This window comes from Mesorhizobium sp. M0894 (assembly GCF_040319725.1).
Taxonomy (GTDB): Bacteria; Pseudomonadota; Alphaproteobacteria; order Rhizobiales; family Rhizobiaceae; genus Mesorhizobium.
Map to the genome: position 1 here is coordinate 15,094 of NZ_JAMYOG010000022.1, position 15,767 is coordinate 30,860.

At 63.6% G+C, this 15,767-nt stretch carries 18 protein-coding genes; 9 read left to right on the forward strand and 9 right to left on the reverse strand.

Features of this window, described 5'->3' with window-relative positions; genetic code table 11:
* The gene (locus NKH91_RS28185) at positions 1-369 is read left to right on the forward strand and encodes a helix-turn-helix domain-containing protein (RefSeq protein WP_352481334.1); all 369 of its coding nucleotides are present in this window, start codon (positions 1-3) and stop codon (positions 367-369) included.
* 9 nt (positions 370-378) lie between these two features.
* On the opposite strand, the gene NKH91_RS28190 is transcribed toward NKH91_RS28185, so the two are convergent.
* From NKH91_RS28190 to NKH91_RS28200, 3 genes are all read right to left on the reverse strand, one after another.
* A complete protein-coding gene (locus NKH91_RS28190) occupies positions 379-996 on the reverse strand; it encodes a transglutaminase-like cysteine peptidase (RefSeq protein WP_023718769.1) in 618 nt (205 codons plus the stop codon).
* A 212-nt stretch (positions 997-1,208) separates the two neighbouring features.
* Entirely contained in the window at positions 1,209-2,486 is a 1,278-nt protein-coding gene (locus tag NKH91_RS28195) for a polyhydroxyalkanoate depolymerase (RefSeq protein WP_352481335.1), read from the reverse strand.
* A 253-nt stretch (positions 2,487-2,739) separates the two neighbouring features.
* Entirely contained in the window at positions 2,740-3,099 is a 360-nt protein-coding gene (locus tag NKH91_RS28200) for a septal ring lytic transglycosylase RlpA family protein (RefSeq protein WP_352481336.1), read from the reverse strand.
* A 304-nt stretch (positions 3,100-3,403) separates the two neighbouring features.
* Between NKH91_RS28200 and NKH91_RS28205 the strand changes: the two genes are divergently transcribed.
* Positions 3,404-3,589: a hypothetical protein gene (locus tag NKH91_RS28205; protein ID WP_023718772.1), complete on the forward strand. Its 186-nt coding sequence runs from the start codon at positions 3,404-3,406 to the stop codon at positions 3,587-3,589.
* A 59-nt stretch (positions 3,590-3,648) separates the two neighbouring features.
* On the opposite strand, the gene NKH91_RS28210 is transcribed toward NKH91_RS28205, so the two are convergent.
* The 4 genes from NKH91_RS28210 to tauA form a co-directional block, all read right to left on the reverse strand.
* Entirely contained in the window at positions 3,649-3,837 is a 189-nt protein-coding gene (locus tag NKH91_RS28210) for a hypothetical protein (protein ID WP_023718773.1), read from the reverse strand.
* 19 nt (positions 3,838-3,856) lie between these two features.
* Positions 3,857-4,723, reverse strand: coding sequence for an ABC transporter permease subunit (locus NKH91_RS28215; RefSeq protein ID WP_352481337.1), 867 nt, complete (start codon positions 4,721-4,723; stop codon positions 3,857-3,859).
* Positions 4,720-5,493: a taurine ABC transporter ATP-binding protein gene (locus NKH91_RS28220; RefSeq protein ID WP_352481338.1), complete on the reverse strand. Its 774-nt coding sequence runs from the start codon at positions 5,491-5,493 to the stop codon at positions 4,720-4,722. Before NKH91_RS28220 ends, NKH91_RS28215 begins: the two co-directional genes overlap by 4 nt.
* 75 nt (positions 5,494-5,568) lie before the next feature.
* On the reverse strand, positions 5,569-6,582 hold the full coding sequence (gene tauA, locus NKH91_RS28225; protein WP_352481339.1) for a taurine ABC transporter substrate-binding protein: 1,014 nt from the start codon (positions 6,580-6,582) through the stop codon (positions 5,569-5,571).
* Between the two features lie 841 nt (positions 6,583-7,423).
* Between tauA and NKH91_RS28230 the strand changes: the two genes are divergently transcribed.
* From NKH91_RS28230 to NKH91_RS28240, 3 genes are all read left to right on the forward strand, one after another.
* A complete protein-coding gene (locus NKH91_RS28230; RefSeq protein WP_352592220.1) occupies positions 7,424-7,876 on the forward strand; it encodes an RrF2 family transcriptional regulator in 453 nt (150 codons plus the stop codon).
* Positions 7,877-7,937: 61 nt separating this feature from the next.
* Complete coding sequence (locus NKH91_RS28235; protein WP_352885423.1) at positions 7,938-9,287, forward strand: FAD/NAD(P)-binding protein; 1,350 nt, start codon at positions 7,938-7,940, stop codon at positions 9,285-9,287.
* Positions 9,288-9,625: 338 nt separating this feature from the next.
* Complete coding sequence (locus NKH91_RS28240) at positions 9,626-9,976, forward strand: winged helix-turn-helix transcriptional regulator (RefSeq protein ID WP_352481342.1); 351 nt, start codon at positions 9,626-9,628, stop codon at positions 9,974-9,976.
* A gap of 111 nt (positions 9,977-10,087) precedes the next feature.
* Here the strand turns inward: NKH91_RS28240 and NKH91_RS28245 are convergent, their stop codons facing one another.
* On the reverse strand, positions 10,088-10,735 hold the full coding sequence (locus tag NKH91_RS28245) for a cysteine hydrolase family protein (protein ID WP_352845446.1): 648 nt from the start codon (positions 10,733-10,735) through the stop codon (positions 10,088-10,090).
* Positions 10,732-11,061 (reverse strand): hypothetical protein, encoded by a 330-nt coding sequence (locus tag NKH91_RS28250; protein ID WP_023718782.1) that lies wholly within the window; start codon positions 11,059-11,061, stop codon positions 10,732-10,734. The genes NKH91_RS28245 and NKH91_RS28250 overlap by 4 nt, the downstream gene beginning before the upstream one ends.
* Positions 11,062-11,233: 172 nt before the next feature.
* Here NKH91_RS28250 and NKH91_RS28255 point away from each other — a divergent pair, with 172 nt between their 5' ends.
* From NKH91_RS28255 to NKH91_RS28270, 4 genes are all read left to right on the forward strand, one after another.
* On the forward strand, positions 11,234-11,401 hold the full coding sequence (locus NKH91_RS28255) for a hypothetical protein (RefSeq protein ID WP_352481344.1): 168 nt from the start codon (positions 11,234-11,236) through the stop codon (positions 11,399-11,401).
* 416 nt (positions 11,402-11,817) lie between these two features.
* The gene (locus NKH91_RS28260) at positions 11,818-13,242 is read left to right on the forward strand and encodes a pyridoxal-phosphate dependent enzyme (RefSeq protein WP_352481345.1); all 1,425 of its coding nucleotides are present in this window, start codon (positions 11,818-11,820) and stop codon (positions 13,240-13,242) included.
* Positions 13,239-14,420 carry a cystathionine gamma-synthase gene (locus tag NKH91_RS28265; RefSeq protein WP_352845448.1) on the forward strand — a complete coding sequence of 394 codons (1,182 nt, stop codon included), beginning with the start codon at positions 13,239-13,241 and terminating at the stop codon, positions 14,418-14,420. The genes NKH91_RS28260 and NKH91_RS28265 overlap by 4 nt, the downstream gene beginning before the upstream one ends.
* 315 nt (positions 14,421-14,735) lie before the next feature.
* Positions 14,736-15,713, forward strand: coding sequence for a GlxA family transcriptional regulator (locus NKH91_RS28270; RefSeq protein WP_352845450.1), 978 nt, complete (start codon positions 14,736-14,738; stop codon positions 15,711-15,713).
* Positions 15,714-15,767: the final 54 nt, after the last annotated feature.

Here is a 15,767-nt window from a genome sequence, read left to right on the forward strand (position 1 = left end):
GTGACCCCGTTCGGCGAAAAGCTTCGCGTGCTGCGAAACGAGCGCGGCGTCACCCAGAAGGACATGGCCAAGGCGATCGGCGTCAGCGCAGCCTATCTCTCGGCGCTCGAACACGGCCGCCGCGGTGCGCCGAGCTGGACGCTGATCCAGAAGATCATCGGCTATTTCAACATCATTTGGGACGACGCCGAGGAACTGGCGCGGTTGGCCGAAACCTCGCATCCGCGCGTCAGGCTCGACACGTCCGGCCTTAGCCCGGCGGCGACCGAGCTTGCCAATCTCCTGGCCGACAACATCGAAAAGCTCGACGAAGCCGAGCTTCGCCGCATCATTGCGTCGCTCCGCGCCGCGCTGAACCGGCCGAAATGAGTTGCTTTGTTACTGGACCGAGCCGACCAGAACCTGCTGGCCGCCGCGGATCGAGACCCAACGGCCGGTATTGTCGATCGCCTGCCGCTTGAGGAAACGATAGCCGGTCTGGTCCCAGGAACGGACCTGGTCGGTCAGATTGTCGAGGATGTAGTCGCCCTTGTCGGTGCGCACCGTCAGCACGGCGTGGCCTTCGCCATCCGGCTTGCGCACGACGGTCATCAGCAGATCGGCAAACGAGACGCCCAGCCGGTTCAGCTCACGGCGCTTTTCCAGGACATAGTCCTCGCAGTCGCCGACACCCTTGTCGGGATAGGCCCAGACCTCGTCCTTGCCGTAGATGTCGAAGTCGCTCTCAGGCTTGACGGCGGCGTTGACCTTTACCGTGACGCTGAGCAGCTTGCGCCACAGCGAGCCGGTCATGCTGGCGGGCGACAGATCCTTCGGGCGGATCGAGCATTCCGACGGGTAGGTCTTGCAGAAATCATAATGGCCGATCGGCTGCGACGTCGGACCACCTGTTATCATCGGGCTGGCTGCCGAGGCCGAACTGGCCCAACCTGCCGCCACAGTAAGTCCAGCCAGCGCGCACAGGCGTAGCGTTCTCGCCATTGGTGAGGAAATCATTGTCCCCGCTTGTCCCTTGTTGTTAACGAAACGTTAAGGGGTATTTACAGTCGGTGTCAATTATGAGGATGGATTGATTTTTGCGGCATGGTTACCTGCGTGGCGCCAACGCGACTATTGTGCAACAGGTCGACCGGCCGCACGGCCCCGCCAACCGATGATTTTGGCATTGACCGACCTGATGCGGATTGACGGGCATCATCGCTGGTCGCCTATTTCTTGCCGGTCCTGACCAGCTTGGGCTTCACCGCAACACGGTTCTGGCGGCCGTAGCTGGTAATGAAATCGACGATGCGCGGCACGATTTCGGAGCGGAAGCGCGAGCCGTTGAACACACCGTAATGGCCGACCGCCGGCTGCATGTAATGGGCGTGCCTGTCGGCCGGAATGTTGATGCAGAGGTCGTGCGCCGCCTTGGTCTGGCCAAGGCCGGAGATGTCGTCGTTCTCGCCCTCGACGGTGAACAGGGCGACATTGCGGATCGCCGAAGGGTCGACCGCCACACCGCGATGCGTCATTTCGCCCTTGGGCAAGGCCTGGCGGACGAAGACGGTATCGACGGTCTGCAGGTAGAATTCCGCCGTCAGATCCATCACCGCCAGGTATTCGTCATAGAATTCGCGGTGCTTCTCGGCATTGTCGCCGTCATGCTTCACCAGGTGCATGAAGAAGTCTTTGTGGGCGATGATGTGGCGATCCAGGTTCATGCTCATGAAACCCGAAAGCTGCAGGAAACCGGGATAGACCTCGCGGCCGAAGCCCGGCACCGGCCAGGGCGCGCGCATGATGACGTTGTCGCGGAACCAGTCGATGCCCTTTTCCTGGGCCAGCAAATTGACCGCCGTCGGGTTGCGGCGCGTGTCGATCGGGCCGCCCATCAGCGTCATCGTCGAGGGCACGAAAGGATCGCCCTTGGCTTCCATCAGCGCCACCGCCGCCAGCACCGGCACCGACGGCTGGCACACCGCCATCACGTGGGTGTCGGGTCCCAGCGCATGCAGCATGTCGACAATGTAGTCGACATAGTCGTCGAGGTCGAAGCTGCCGTCGGCAAGCGGCACCATCCGGGCGTCGACCCAGTCGGTGATATGCACGTCCGCATAGGGCAGCATCGCCTCGGCCGTGCCGCGCAACAGCGTCGCATAGTGGCCCGACATCGGTGCGACGATTAACAGCTTCGGATCCGGCCGGCGCCCGGCCGGGACAGCCCGCTCGAAACGGACCAGATTGCAGAACGGCCGCGACCAGACGGTGCGTTCGCTGACCTCGACGGTTTTCCAGTCGACCACGGTCTTGGTCAGGCCGAATTGCGGCTTGCCGTAGCGGCGTGTCGTGCGTTCGAACAATTCGGCCGTTGCCGCGACCGAGCGGCCCCAGGACGTGTGTGAAACCGGATTGAGCGGATTGGAGTAGAACAGGCGCACCGCATCGGCATAGAGGCGGGCCGGCTGCAAGGCGGCATGGTTCAGTTCGTAAAGCTGGTAGAACATCGAGAACCCCGCTGCCGACTGCGATCGAAGGGCCGACGAGCAGCGCCGAGCCTTGTCTTGCGGGAGGTTAGCAACAATTTGCTGCGATGCAATACGTCAACTTGCGTGATTTATGCTCATTCTTTCGTCCAAGATGTTGGGAATCCGCCTTCAACGGCAACAGCCGGCTCAATGTGCACCTGCGAAGGCGTAGCCAAGGGTACGCCTATCGGTGCGATCGTCGGAGGAGGTGTCCGGCCTGGCGCTCTGACTGTTAGACGCGTGCCATGCAGACGGCGGTATGGCCCGAGCTGATGAAGCCGAGCTGGCTGGCGGCGCCCTTCGACAGATCGAGCACGCGGCCCCTGATAAACGGGCCGCGATCGTTGATCCGCACGACGACGCTGCGGCCATTGTTGCGGTTGGTCACCTTCAGCTTGGTGCCGAACGGCAGGCTGCGATGCGCTGCGGTCAGCGCCGACGGGTTCATGCGTTCGCCGGAAGCGGTTCTGGAATGCAGTGAGTACCAGGAGGCACGGCCGCACTGAGCGGCGGCGCTGGCAGTGGATGCGCCGACCATCAGGCCAGCCGCGATCATGGCCGCGGCAAGCGCGGTCTGGTTGCTTTTGTTCATGTGTTGGGGACTGGCTCCGTTGACAGACCCGCAGCGGTTAGAGGCGAATGAGGCAGCAAATGCGGCAATGATCTGTCGGTTCCATGACAATGTTACACGTTTGGAGTCGGTGCGAAACAATTTGTCAGAGAGTTTCCGCAGCAAGGCACAGCTTCTTTGATGATCTTCGCATCGACCTCAGCACGTCTTGCACAAGATCAGAGATTTGCATCTAAGTAGAAGTTGGCCTGACCGGGCCGCTTCTTTCGCTGTTCCATTCCGGCAGGAGCGCGGCCGATGATCGACTTGGAAAGGAGTTTTAGCAATGAGATTGATCAAAAATCTGCTGGCGTTGATTGTGCTCGCCATCGGCGTGCTGTGGTCATTGCAAGGCATCGGCCTTATCGGCGGCAGCTTCATGACCGGCCAGTCGCAATGGCTCTATGTCGGCATCGTCACCGCGCTGGTTGGCTTGGCCGGCCTGGCCTGGGCGAACCGTTCGCGCGTTTGAGCAGGCGTCGATCCTCAGGCTCCCGCCAGAGCAGCGCACAGCGGACCTGTGGCGGCCGGTCACCGCGACCAGTATTGCCAGCCCCAGTAGAAACTTTCGTCGCGCGGCGGTAAGCGGTTGCGCTCCGCGTCCAGATGCACCGGCGTCGGCGCTTTGCGTTCGTCCTCAGGCGGCTGTTTGTCTCCGGCCTTGATCAGGCGGAGCCAATGGCCGAAACGCGCAAGCAGCACAGCGGTGGAATGGGGCATCGTCACGTCTCCGATCCGGTCACTCCCGCCCCGCCCACGGGACGAGCACCCGCTCGATCCTGCGGATGATGAATTCGAGCACGAAGGCAATGGCCGCGATCACCAGTATGCCCATCACCACCACGTCGGTGACGAGGAACTGGGCGGCGGACTGGATCATGAAGCCGAGCCCGCGCGTCGCCGCCACCAGCTCGGCGGCAACCAGCGTCGACCAGCCGGCGCCAAGCGCGATGCGCAGGCCGGTCAGGATCGAGGGCAGTGCGCTGGGTAGGATCACGTGCCGGACAAGCTGCGTGCGGGTCGCGCCAAGCGCGCGTGCCGCATTGATGCGTTCCTGCGAGACGCCGCGAACACCCGATGCCGTCGACAGCGCGACCGGCGCCAGCATGGCGATGGCAATCACCAGGATCTTGGACGGCTCGCCAATGCCGAACCAGATAATGATTAGTGGCAGATAGGCCAGCGGCGGGATCGGCCGCAGCAATTCGAGCAGCGGATCGAAGATGCCGCGCCCTATGATGCTGATGCCGATAGCCAGCCCGATGGGAACGCCGACGAAAACGGCCGCGATCAGCGCTGCAAATACCCGCCACAGACTGGCGGCGATATGCTGGAGCAGCGTCGCGTCGACAAAGCCGTCACGGGCGACGACGACAAATTTGTTCCAGACTGCCACGGGCGACGGCAGGAAAACCGGCGACACCAATTGCAGGCGGGCCGACAGTGCCCACGCCGCCAGCACCACCAGAACAGTGATCGCGCTGACCATGCGGGCCGAAACGCGGCTGCGTCTCGGCCGCGACCGCGACCATGGCACGGACAGCGCGTCGGCTCCGTCGTCGGCCTTGGAGCGCTGCGGCCGCTCGGTATAGGAGGTAACGGTCATGCTGCCTCTCCTTCGAAGATCGCATCGGTCAGCTCGCCGCGCGCCGCGGCGAAGGCGGGATCGGCCTTGATGCTGCGAATGGCCTCGCCGGCTGCATAGCGCCGGCTGAAGCCGGTTTCGAAACTCCGCACCACCCGCCCAGGGTCGGGAGCCAGCACAATGATGCGGGTTGCGAGCACCAGCGCTTCCTCGATGCCGTGCGTCACCATCAGCACGCCGACATTGCTTGCCGTCCACAGATCGAGCAGCGTTGTTTGCATGCGTTCCCGTGTCAGCGCATCGAGCGCGCCCAGCGGCTCGTCGAGCAGCAGGAATTGCGGCTCGGCCGCCAGCGCCCGGGCCAGGCCGACGCGCTGGCGCATGCCCCCGGAAAGCTCCCAGATGCGCTTGTCGCCGGCACCGTCGAGCTTCACCAGCGCCAGCAGCGCATCGGCGCGCCGCGCCCGTTCACTTGGCCCGACGCCGCGCAGCCTGAGCGCAAAGGCGACATTTTCCCGCGCGGTCAGCCACGGAAACAGCGCGTCGTTCTGGAACACGACGGCGCGGTCCGAGCCTGGCGCCGTGATCGGCCTGCCGCCTACCGTGGCGCTGCCGCGCACAGGCTCGACCAGGCCCGCAGCGACATTGAGCAGCGAGGTCTTGCCGCAGCCGGAGCGGCCGACCAGGACAACGAAGTCATCCTTGGCGACGTCAATCGACACGCGTTCGACGGCCGGCGCCGGCTGGCCTTCATAATGAATCGAGACTTTGTCGAGCAGGAGATGCGTCATGTGGCGTCGCCGATATTCTGAATCTGCAGGCAACGCGCGCGTCAGGGAAGGGAGGACGCGCGCATTGAGCGGTCGCTAATTCGAGGCAAGCGCCTCGCCGACATATTTCGACGACACGTATTTCGAATAATCCGGCAGCACGGCGTCGATCTTGCCCTGCTCCTTGAGGAAGGCCGACGTCGCCTCGACTGCCTTGACCGTGCCGCCACCGAGGAACTTGTCCGAGGCCTGCTCCTCGAGCGTCGGGAAGACATAGCCCCTCAGCAGTTGCGGCACGTCTTCGAGCTTGGCCCCGGTGATCCTGGCGATCTTGGCCGCTTGCGGCGAGGACACCGACCATTGATCCGGCTTGGCCAGGAATTCGGCATAGGCAGCGCCCGTCACTTTGACGAAGTCGCGCACCGCCTCCGGGTTCCTTTCGGCGAAGTCGGTGCGCACGATCCAGGCGTCGAAAGTCGGCGCGCCCCAAGCGGCGACCTGCGAGGAATCCAGCACGACCTTGCCCGACGTCTTGATCTGGCCGAGTGCCGGATCCCAGACATAGGCGGCGTCGATGTCGCCGCGCGCCCATGCCGCCGCGATCTCCGGTGGCCGCAGATTGAGAATATCGACCGACTTCGGCTCGACACCCTCATGCTTCAGCGCCGCAAGCAGGCTGTAATGCGTCGTCGAGACGAAGGGTACCGCCACCTTCTTGCCGGCAAGGTCGGCGACCTTCTCGATGCCGGCGCCGTTGCGGGCGACAAGGGCCTCGGATTCGCCGATCAGCCCGACAATGAAGATGGTCTGGATGGGAAGCTCGCGGCTCGCCGCCGCCGCCAGCGGGCTCGAGCCGACATAACCGATGTCGACCGAACCGGAAGCGACGGCGGCGATCACGTCGGCGCCGGAATCAAATTTCCGCCAGTCGATTGCCGCCTTGGTCGCGCTCTCATAGGCGCCGTCGGCCTGCGGCACCTTCGAGGGTTCGACGACCGTCTGGTAGCCGATAGTGATCTTGAGGTCCTTCGCATGGGCTGGGCCGAGAAAGCCGGCACCAGCCAGAGCCGCCGAGGACAGGAGAACGACGCGTCGCGAAATAGTGGACATGAAAGGCTCCTTGAAAAGAGAAAAATCGGATCGCTCCCTCATAGTCAGCTAAGTCTATAAGGCTTGTAGAGTTAAATCCTTCCAACCATTGCCGTCTTGTTAGAAAAAAGCCGTCAGTGGCGCGGCGCGAAGGCGGATATGGCGGCTGCAGCGGGCCTCGGCCTAAGGTCTGTTGACGGTCAGGTCAGCCGAAACAGAGACGGAATGGCGCGCACTATTGGACTGCATTCATTGGTCAGTATAGCGGCATCGATCCTCGGGTCTCCGCTGCGTCGCTGCTTTGAACAATGGCGCAGCACCTCAATTGCCTTCTTGGCTCCACCTCGCCTCTGGCTTCGCTGTCCGTTGGAGCGACCGGTGATTGCGCCATCAGCCGCAAACAAGAATTTTCCGTTTTGGCCCGGTCACCGGCAAATCCATGCTGCGAACGGCCGAACAATTGAAAGTGAATTTCCTGTGCTCGGGGTTAAGTCTAGTATTCTTATGGACATTGAAGGATTGGAGAGGACGATGAGCGACGCCACCCTCCTTGTTGCCGCGCGCGGCATGCTTTGGCCTTCAAATTCAGGGACAGAAGCTGCTGTCGGCCGGTCGGGACATTCCTGTCGCCGGCCAGTTTGCCGGTGTCCCATTGGCGGCGGCTCCTGTGCTCGTAGGGCCACAAGCCCCGGCCAAAATGGCCATTGCGGCTTGAAAACGAAACAAAATCAACGTTTCTTGGCTTGTATATCATGTCACTAGAATTTATCTGTAGTGACAGCTTGGACGCGGCGGGGAGGCACGCCAGGCGTTTCGCAACCGATGGCCTTGGGTCATCGCATGACAGAGAAACGTTCGGGTTATGCTCACGAAAAAAGGTAAGTACGGCCTCAAGGCGCTCGTTCATCTGGCGCGCCTGCCGGTTGGACAGCTCGCCTTCGTCAACGACATCGCCCGCGCAAACAATATTCCGAAAAAGTTCCTCGATGCCATCCTTGGCGAATTGCGCAATGCCGGTTTCGTCCAGAGCCGCAAGGGCAAGGAGGGCGGTTATCGCCTGGCGCGCCCAGCGGACGAGATCAAGGTCGGGCACGTCGTGCGCGTGCTCGACGGGCCACTTGCCCCCATTCCTTGCGCCAGCCGCACCCAGTATCAGCGCTGCGAAGATTGCAACGAGGCGACATGCCAAGTCCGACATCTGATGCTGGAGGTCCGGCAGGCCATCGCCGAGGTGCTGGACCAGCGCAGCCTCGCCGAGATGCGCGACATCGCCGGCGACGAAGACCTTTCGGTGCCGTTGAAAATCCAGGCCTGAATCAACAAAGCCTGACCCGAGAATTCCGGAACCGATGGCTCCCAAGACAATTGGTGCGCGCATGACCGGACGCGCAAATTCGATCATTCCAACTTCGATCATCATTGTCGGTGGCGGCGCCAGCGGCGTCGTGCTTGCCGCGCATCTGCTGAAGTCGCCCAATCCCGATCTCCGCGTCAGCCTGGTCGAAAAACGCCCGCATTTTGGGCAAGGCATGGCCTATTCAACGCTGCTCTCAGCCCATGTGCTGAATGTCAGCGCGTTGGGCATGAGCGCCTATGCCGACGATCCCGGCAATTTCTCGCGCTGGCTACTTGAACGCGGCCTGGCAACGCCGGAACAGGCACCGGTCTATGCGCCGCGCAGCGTCTACGCCCGCTATCTCAAGGAGCTGCTCGACGAACTCGAGGCGCGTGAGCAGCAGACGGGCCGGCTGCGCCTGATCCGCGAGGAGAGCCTGTCGATCTCGCCGACCGCGTCCGGCGTCGAGGTGGCGCTGGCCAACGGCACCAGCGTGGTTGCGCACCTTGCCGTGCTGGCGACCGGCCATGACGAGGAGCCGGGGGCGGGGCAGGGCCACGCGATCAGGATGGGATCCGAGGCCGACAGCGCGCTCGACCCCGAAGCCCGAGTCCTGGTGCTGGGCACGGGGTTGAGCATGGTCGATGCCTTTCTGTCGCTCGAGCAGCGCGGTCATCGCGGCGCGATCGTCGCGGTGTCGCGGCGCGGCCTGCTGCCTTCGCCGCATCGCAAGGGCAATCCCATCAAGCTCGACGTTGCCGATATCCCGCTCGGCACCCAGCTTTCCTATTTCGTCGGCTGGTTCCGCGACCTGATCCGGGAAAACCAGAAGGCCGGCATCGACTGGCGCGACGTCGTCGACGGTCTGAGGCCCTTCAACCAGAAGATCTGGCAGAACTGGCCGTCCTCGGCCAAGCGCCGCTTTGTCGAGCACACCAAGGCGTGGTGGGACATCCACCGCCATCGCATGGCGCCGCAAGTCTACGCCCGCGTTACGGAGGCGGTGCAGGCCGGCCGCATCCGGCTTGTCGCCGGCCGCATCGTCGACATCGCCGCAGGCTACACCGTAGAGGTCCAGTCCCGCCACACGCAGCGCCTCGAAAGGTTCGATGTCGCCCGCATCTATGATTGCACCGGCATCGCCAAGGATATCTCGACCACCTCGAACAGCGTGGTGCGGTCGCTGGTCGACCGTGGGCTGGCACGGCCGGATCCGCTGCGGCTCGGCCTCGATGTGACCGCGGACTGCGAGGTCATCGCCGGCGATGGCACAGTATCGGCCAAGATTTTGGCGGTCGGGCCGCTGACGCGCGGCACCTTCTTCGAGATCGACGCCATTCCCGATATTCGCGTGCAGTGTGCGCGGCTAAGCAAGCGATTGCTCGGATAAGGCCCCCTTTGTCTTGACGCAATTTCGGATGCAAGACCGCCGCCGTTGGGTGAAAAGATCTCGACCGCATAACCTCGCGGTGAAGGCGAACCAGGGGTGCGGGAGCTAGCTCCGCCAGAAGCCGACCGGCCAGCCCGTGGTGGTCGAGACAGCCGGGTTGGCGATGACGATCGCCACACGTTTCGGCTGTTGCGCGTTGACCGGATTGGCGTCGCGTACGCTCATCTTCGTTCTCCTCCCTGGATTTTGTGGCCGGCGAGGCCGTGAGCCGCGACCCCTGGCCAGATGACCGGGCGAATTCTGCTTCCGTCGTCACCATGCCTTGCCTACCATGGCGCATGACCCAACGCGGAAGACTCTACGGCTGCCCGGTCGAGTTCGCGCTCGACGCGCTCGGCGGCAAATGGAAGACGGTGATCCTGGCGCACGTCAAGGAACAGCCGATGCGCTATTCCGACCTGCGCCGGCTGATCCCCTCGCTCTCGGACAAGATGCTGACGCAGCGCCTGGCCGAGCTTGTCGAGATCGGCTTCGTCACGCTCGAGATGTCGCCCGACGGCAAGGGGCGCTACGCCTTGACCGGGCGCGGTGAAGATCTCGCCGCCGCGCTCCAGGCGCTCTACGACTGGGGAAGCGTGCATGGCCGCGCCGAGGGCGTGCGTTTTCGCACCGATAGCGCAGCCACCTAGATCAATTCCGGGAAGCGCGGAGCGGTTTTCTGTCCGCAATTGCGAGACAAAGCGATGGAGCGGTTCGACGTTCGCGTGAAAGGGTGGATCGCTCTAGCAAGCCGACTGTCCTCAACCCGGTCCGGCAAGCGCGCTGCAGAAGCTGGCGACATCGGTGACAACGGCTTCGCCGAGGAAGCGTAGCGTCGCCATCGAGCGGTCGCGCGCCTCGCGGTTGCCGAAGCCACAGGCATCCTCGATGACCACGGCGACAAAGCCATTGTCGGTCGCCTGGCGAACGGTTGGCTCGATGCCGATCTCCATGGCGATGCCTGCGAGCGCTATCGTGCGCACGCCGCAATCGCGCAAGGCAAAGCCGAGCGCGGTGGAATCGAAGGCCGACATCGTGAGCTTGTCGAACACCGCCTCGTCATCGCGGGGTTCCAGCTCGGGCACGATCCGCGTCGCTTCGGCGTCGCGCGGGAACGACGGCTCAACTGTGTCGGGGCTGTCGCGCCGCTGCCAGGCCATGGCGGTGCGCAGCTGCGTCGCGCCCATCCATTTGCGCGGCAGCGACAGATGGCGCGTGAACGCCACCCGCATTCCGGCCACGCGCGCCGCTTCCAGCACCGTGCCGGTGCGCTCGACGATGGTGGCGGCGCCGGCCACCTGGCGGCAGATGCCGACCTGCATGTCGTAGACCACCAGCGCCGTGCGGCGCGGATCGCACCACTCAGCCAGGCTGGCCGGGATTTCGATCCCGTCGCGCGACCGGATCATGCCGCCGTCCGGTCCCACGGCTTGGCGATGTCGACGGTCGGGTCGAACAGGAATTCCAGCGGCAATGGCGCGTCAAAGGCGATGAAGTGCCATTCCAGCAGCCCGGCCTTGGACAGCGGGAAGTCCTCGGTGTAGCGCCGCGCTTCCGCGACGCTGTCGAGCTCGAAGACGATGATGACGCCGCCAATATCGCCGCGCGCATAATTCTCGCGCACGATCCCCGCCTTCCAGAGCCGCCAGACGTTCGACACTTCGTCGCGCAAATAAGGCCGCAGGTCGTCGAGCGTGACGCCGGGCTTGAAATTGTCATAGGCAAGAATCTTCATCGGCCATTCCTTGCATTGCTGTTCGACCAGCGCCGGGTAGCATGGCGGAATCAGCGGCGGCAACGAACGAGATGGTGCGTTGAAACGGCCGCACGATTGCCGTTCTGTGCCGTGCGACCCTACGGACGGCCAGGCGGCCGCGGTATAGTTTTCGCTGAGGAGGAAAAGCGCAGTGACCATCGAAAGGCTGAACCCCGAGGGCATGCACAGCAACCCGGCCTATTCGCAAGGCGTGTCGCTGCCGCCATCCGCGCGCATCGTGCTGGTCGGCGGCCAGAATGGGGTCGACGCGCAAGGCCGGATCGTCGCCAGGGACGATCTCGCTGCGCAGACCGCTTAGGCGCTCTCCAACCTGGCAAAGGTGCTCGAAGCCGGTGGGGCAAAGCCTGAAGACCTCGTCAGCCTCTCGGTCTATATCGCCGGCGACCTGGACATAGGGCCGGCCTTCGGCGCCTGGATGGCCTTCTGGGCAAACCGCGGCGTGCCCCGATCATCAAAGTGCTGCGCGTCGCCGGCCTCGGTAATCCGGATTTTCTGATCGAGATCGAAGCCCAGGCCGCGATCGCCTGAACCCTAAGCAGGTTCTGCAAATCTTTTGCCCAGCCTCGAGGCTGGCGAAGCTTTCGCGAAATTCCATTCCCCTGCTGGCGGCCGGATTGGCACGATCTATCTTCTTTACAACTGCAAACGGCTGGAAAAGACGGTAGGTTGCCGTCTTCCAGGGCGGTTGCTCATTCTGGCAACGGAGCATCTGACATGAGCAAGCACAAGATCGTGGCACCGGACGACGCATCGTCCCGCTTGCGCCCGCCCTATGCCTCGGTTCTCGATCTGATCGGGCAGACGCCGGTCGTCGAGCTGACCAAATTCGACATCGGCAAGTGCCGGCTGTTCATCAAGCTCGAAAGCCAGAATCCCGGCGGCTCGATCAAGGACCGCATCGCGCTGTCGATGATTGCCGCCGCCGAAAAACAGGGCAGACTGAAGCCCGGCGGCACCATCGTCGAGGCGACCGCCGGCAACACCGGTCTCGGCCTCGCCCAGGTCGGCATCCCCAAGGGCTACCGCATCATCCTCGTCGTTCCCGACAAGATGTCCCGCGAAAAAATCCAGCATTTGCGCGCGCTCGGCGCCGAAGTGCGCATGACGCGCTCCGATGTCGGCAAGGGCCATGCCGAATATTACCAGGACATGGCCGAAAAGATCGCCGTCGAGCTGCCCGGCGCCTTCTATGCCAACCAGTTCGCCAACCCGGCCAATCCGCTGGCTCATGAAACCACGACCGGACCGGAAATCTTCCAACAGCTCGAAGGCGACGTCGACGCGGTTGTCGTCGGTGTCGGCTCCGGCGGCACGCTGACCGGGCTCGGCCGCTATTTCGCGAAAGTCTCGCCGAAGACCGAGATGATTTTGGCCGATCCGGTCGGCTCGGTGCTGGCGCCTTTGATCAAGACCGGCAAGATGGTAGAGGCCGGAAGCTGGACCGTCGAAGGCATCGGCGAGGATTTCGTCCCGCCCAATGCCGATCTGTCGCTGGTCAGGAAGGCCTATTCCATCCCCGACAAGCAGAGCATGCTGGCGGTGCGCGACCTGCTTTCGAAGGAAGGCATCCTCGCCGGCTCGTCGTCCGGCACGCTGCTTTCGACGGCGCTCCGCTATTGCCGCGAGCAGACCGTGCCGAAGCGCGTCGTCACCTTCGTCTGCGACAGCGGCAACAAGTATCTGTCGAAAGTGTTCGACGACTTCTGGCTGGCCGAACAGGGCCTTGCCGAGCAAGAGCAGCATGGCGACCTGCGTGATCTGGTGATGCGTTCGCACCGCACCGGCGACACCGTGTATGTCGGTCCGGACGAAAGCCTGCTCAACGCCTATGGCCGGATGCGCCGCTCGGATGTCTCGCAACTACCGGTGCTGGACGAGGGCAAGCTCGTCGGCATCATCGACGAAAGCGATATCCTCGCCAAGGTCGAAGGCCCCTATGACAGCCGCTGGGACCGCTTCAAGGCCCCGGTCAGTACGGCCATGACCTCTACCCTGCACACGCTGCAGGCCAGCCAGACGCTGGATGCGCTGCTGCCGGTGTTCGACCGCAACGAAGTCGCCATCGTCTTCGATGGCGACGAATTCATTGGCCTGATAACCCGTATCGACCTGATCAACCATCTGAGGCGCGCCCGATGACCGTCAAAGCCACCGTATCGGGCAGGAATCGCCTCGCCTTCTCGACGCGCACCATCCATGGCGGCCAGAGTCACGACCCGACGACGGGCGCGGTGATGGTGCCGATCTATGCGACTTCGACCTACGGCCAGCAGAGCCCCGGCGTGCACAAGGGCTTTGAATATGCCCGCAGCCAGAACCCGACCCGCTTTGCCTTCGAGCGCGCTGTGGCCGACCTCGAAAGCGGCACAGCCGCCTTCGCCTTCGCTTCGGGGCTGGCGGCGATCGCCACTATTTTCGAACTGCTCGATTCCGGTGCCCATATCGTCGCCACCGACGACATATATGGCGGCACGTTTCGGCTGCTCGAGCGGGTGCGCAAGCGCTCGGCCAATCTGCAGGTCGACTTTGTCGACTTCACCGATCTTGCCGCGGTCGAAGCGGCGATCCGCCCGGAAACCAAGCTGCTCTGGGTGGAGACGCCGACCAATCCACTGCTGCGTGTCGTCGATCTCGAAGGCGTCGCGGCATTGGCCAGGCGCAAAGGCGTGCTGTCGGTCGCCGACAACACTTTCTGCAGCCCCTATCTGCAGCGGCCGCTGGAGCTCGGCATCGATATCGTTGTTCACTCGACGACGAAATACCTCAACGGCCATTCCGACATGGTCGGCGGCGTCGCCGTGGTCGGCGACAACAAGGATCTCGCCGATCGGCTGAAGTTCCTGCAGAACGCCATCGGCGCCATTTCCGGGCCATTCGACAGTTTCCTGGCGCTGCGCGGCCTGAAGACGCTGGCGCTGAGGATGGAGCGTCATTCGTCGAACGGCCAGAAGATCGCGCACTGGCTGGAAAGCCGCCCCGACATCCGTCGCGTCATCTATCCCGGCCTGCCCAGCCACCCGCAGCACGCCATCGCCAGGCGGCAGATGCACGCCTTCGGCGGCATGATCACGGTCGAGCTCGACCGCGACCTCGCCGGCACCAAACGCTTCCTCGAGCACACGCAACTGTTCACGCTGGCCGAAAGCCTCGGCGGCGTCGAAAGCCTGATCGAGCACCCCGCACTGATGACGCACGGCTCGATCCCGGCGAAAAAACGCGCGGAGATCGGGATATCCGATTCGCTGGTGCGCTTGTCGGCCGGGATAGAGGATGGTGATGATCTGATTGCGGATCTGGATCAGGCGCTGGCGAGTTGAGCCCGGTAACAAGAAACCTTGCGAGATGTCGGCGGGACAGCGCCCCCCTCTGCCCTGCCGGGCATCTCCCCCACGAGGGGGGAGATTAGCAGCTTCAGCGCTCCGCACACATTTACAATGTTGGAAGATTGACGAAAACGGCGGTGACGGCCGATCTCCCCCCTTGTGGGGGAGATGTCCGGCAGGACAGAGGGGGGCGTGAAGGATCACCGACAAGCGACAATTGTTCTGTGTCGCGCCCCCGCACGCTATTCCGTTGACCCAGGCCAATTCTGCCTGAATTGTAGCGACCCGATCCTCCCGGCTCCGGAAGCTATGAACAACCGACAACGCAACCAACCGACGGCAAGCGAAGCCCCCCTCACCTTCGCCATCCTGGTCTTCCCCGGTTTTCCGATGATGGCGTTCAGCTCCGTCATCGAGCCGTTGCGCGCGGCGAACGTGCTGGCCAAGCGGGACTGCTATCGCTGGATCATCGTCGGCGCCGCCGAAGGCCCGGTCGAGGCCTCGAACGGCGTCGTCATCCAGCCCGGCTTTGCCGCCCATGACGCGCCGAAGGTCGATCGCATCGTCGTCTGCTCGGGCGGCGATGCCGATCATCTCGTCGCGCACGATGCCGTGAGCTGGATCCGCAAGAGCCTGCGCGGCGGCGCCCATATCGGTGCGGTGGCGGATGCGGCGTTCTTCCTCGCCCGCGCCGGCCTGCTCGACGGCCATGCCTGCACCTTGCACTGGACCAGCCAGGCAGCCTTCACCGAAGCGTTTCCGGATATCGAGCTCAGGCGCGATCTCTATGTCATCGACCGCAAGCGCTTCACTTCGGCCGGTGGCGTCGGCAGCCTCGACATGATGCTGGAGATCATCACCAACGATTATGGCGCCGAGCTGGCGGCCGGCGTCGCCGAATGGTTCGTGCACAGCCCGCTGCGCTCCAGCGTCGACCGCAAGCTGATGCCGCTGCGCTTACGCACCGGCGTCCAGAACGAACTGGTGCTGTCGGCCATCGCCATCATGGAGGATGCGGTGGAGGAGCGGCTCGGCATGGCGGAGCTGGCGGGGCGGCTCGGCGTCTCCTCCGACAAGCTTGAACGCAATTTCCGCTCCGAGCTCAGCATCTCGCCCAACGGCTACTACCGCCGCCTGCGGCTGAAGCGCGCCGCTGATCTCCTGGCACATTCGACGCTGATGGTGCGTGACGTGGCGCTGGCCTGCGGCTTTGCGTCGATGTCGAGCTTTGCCCGCGCGTTCCGGGAGGAGCATGGCCACGCGCCGAAGGTGATGAGGAGGCACTAGCGGCGTTAATCGCTCCACGCTGAGTTCCCGCCCACCCCCCTCTGGCCTGCCGGC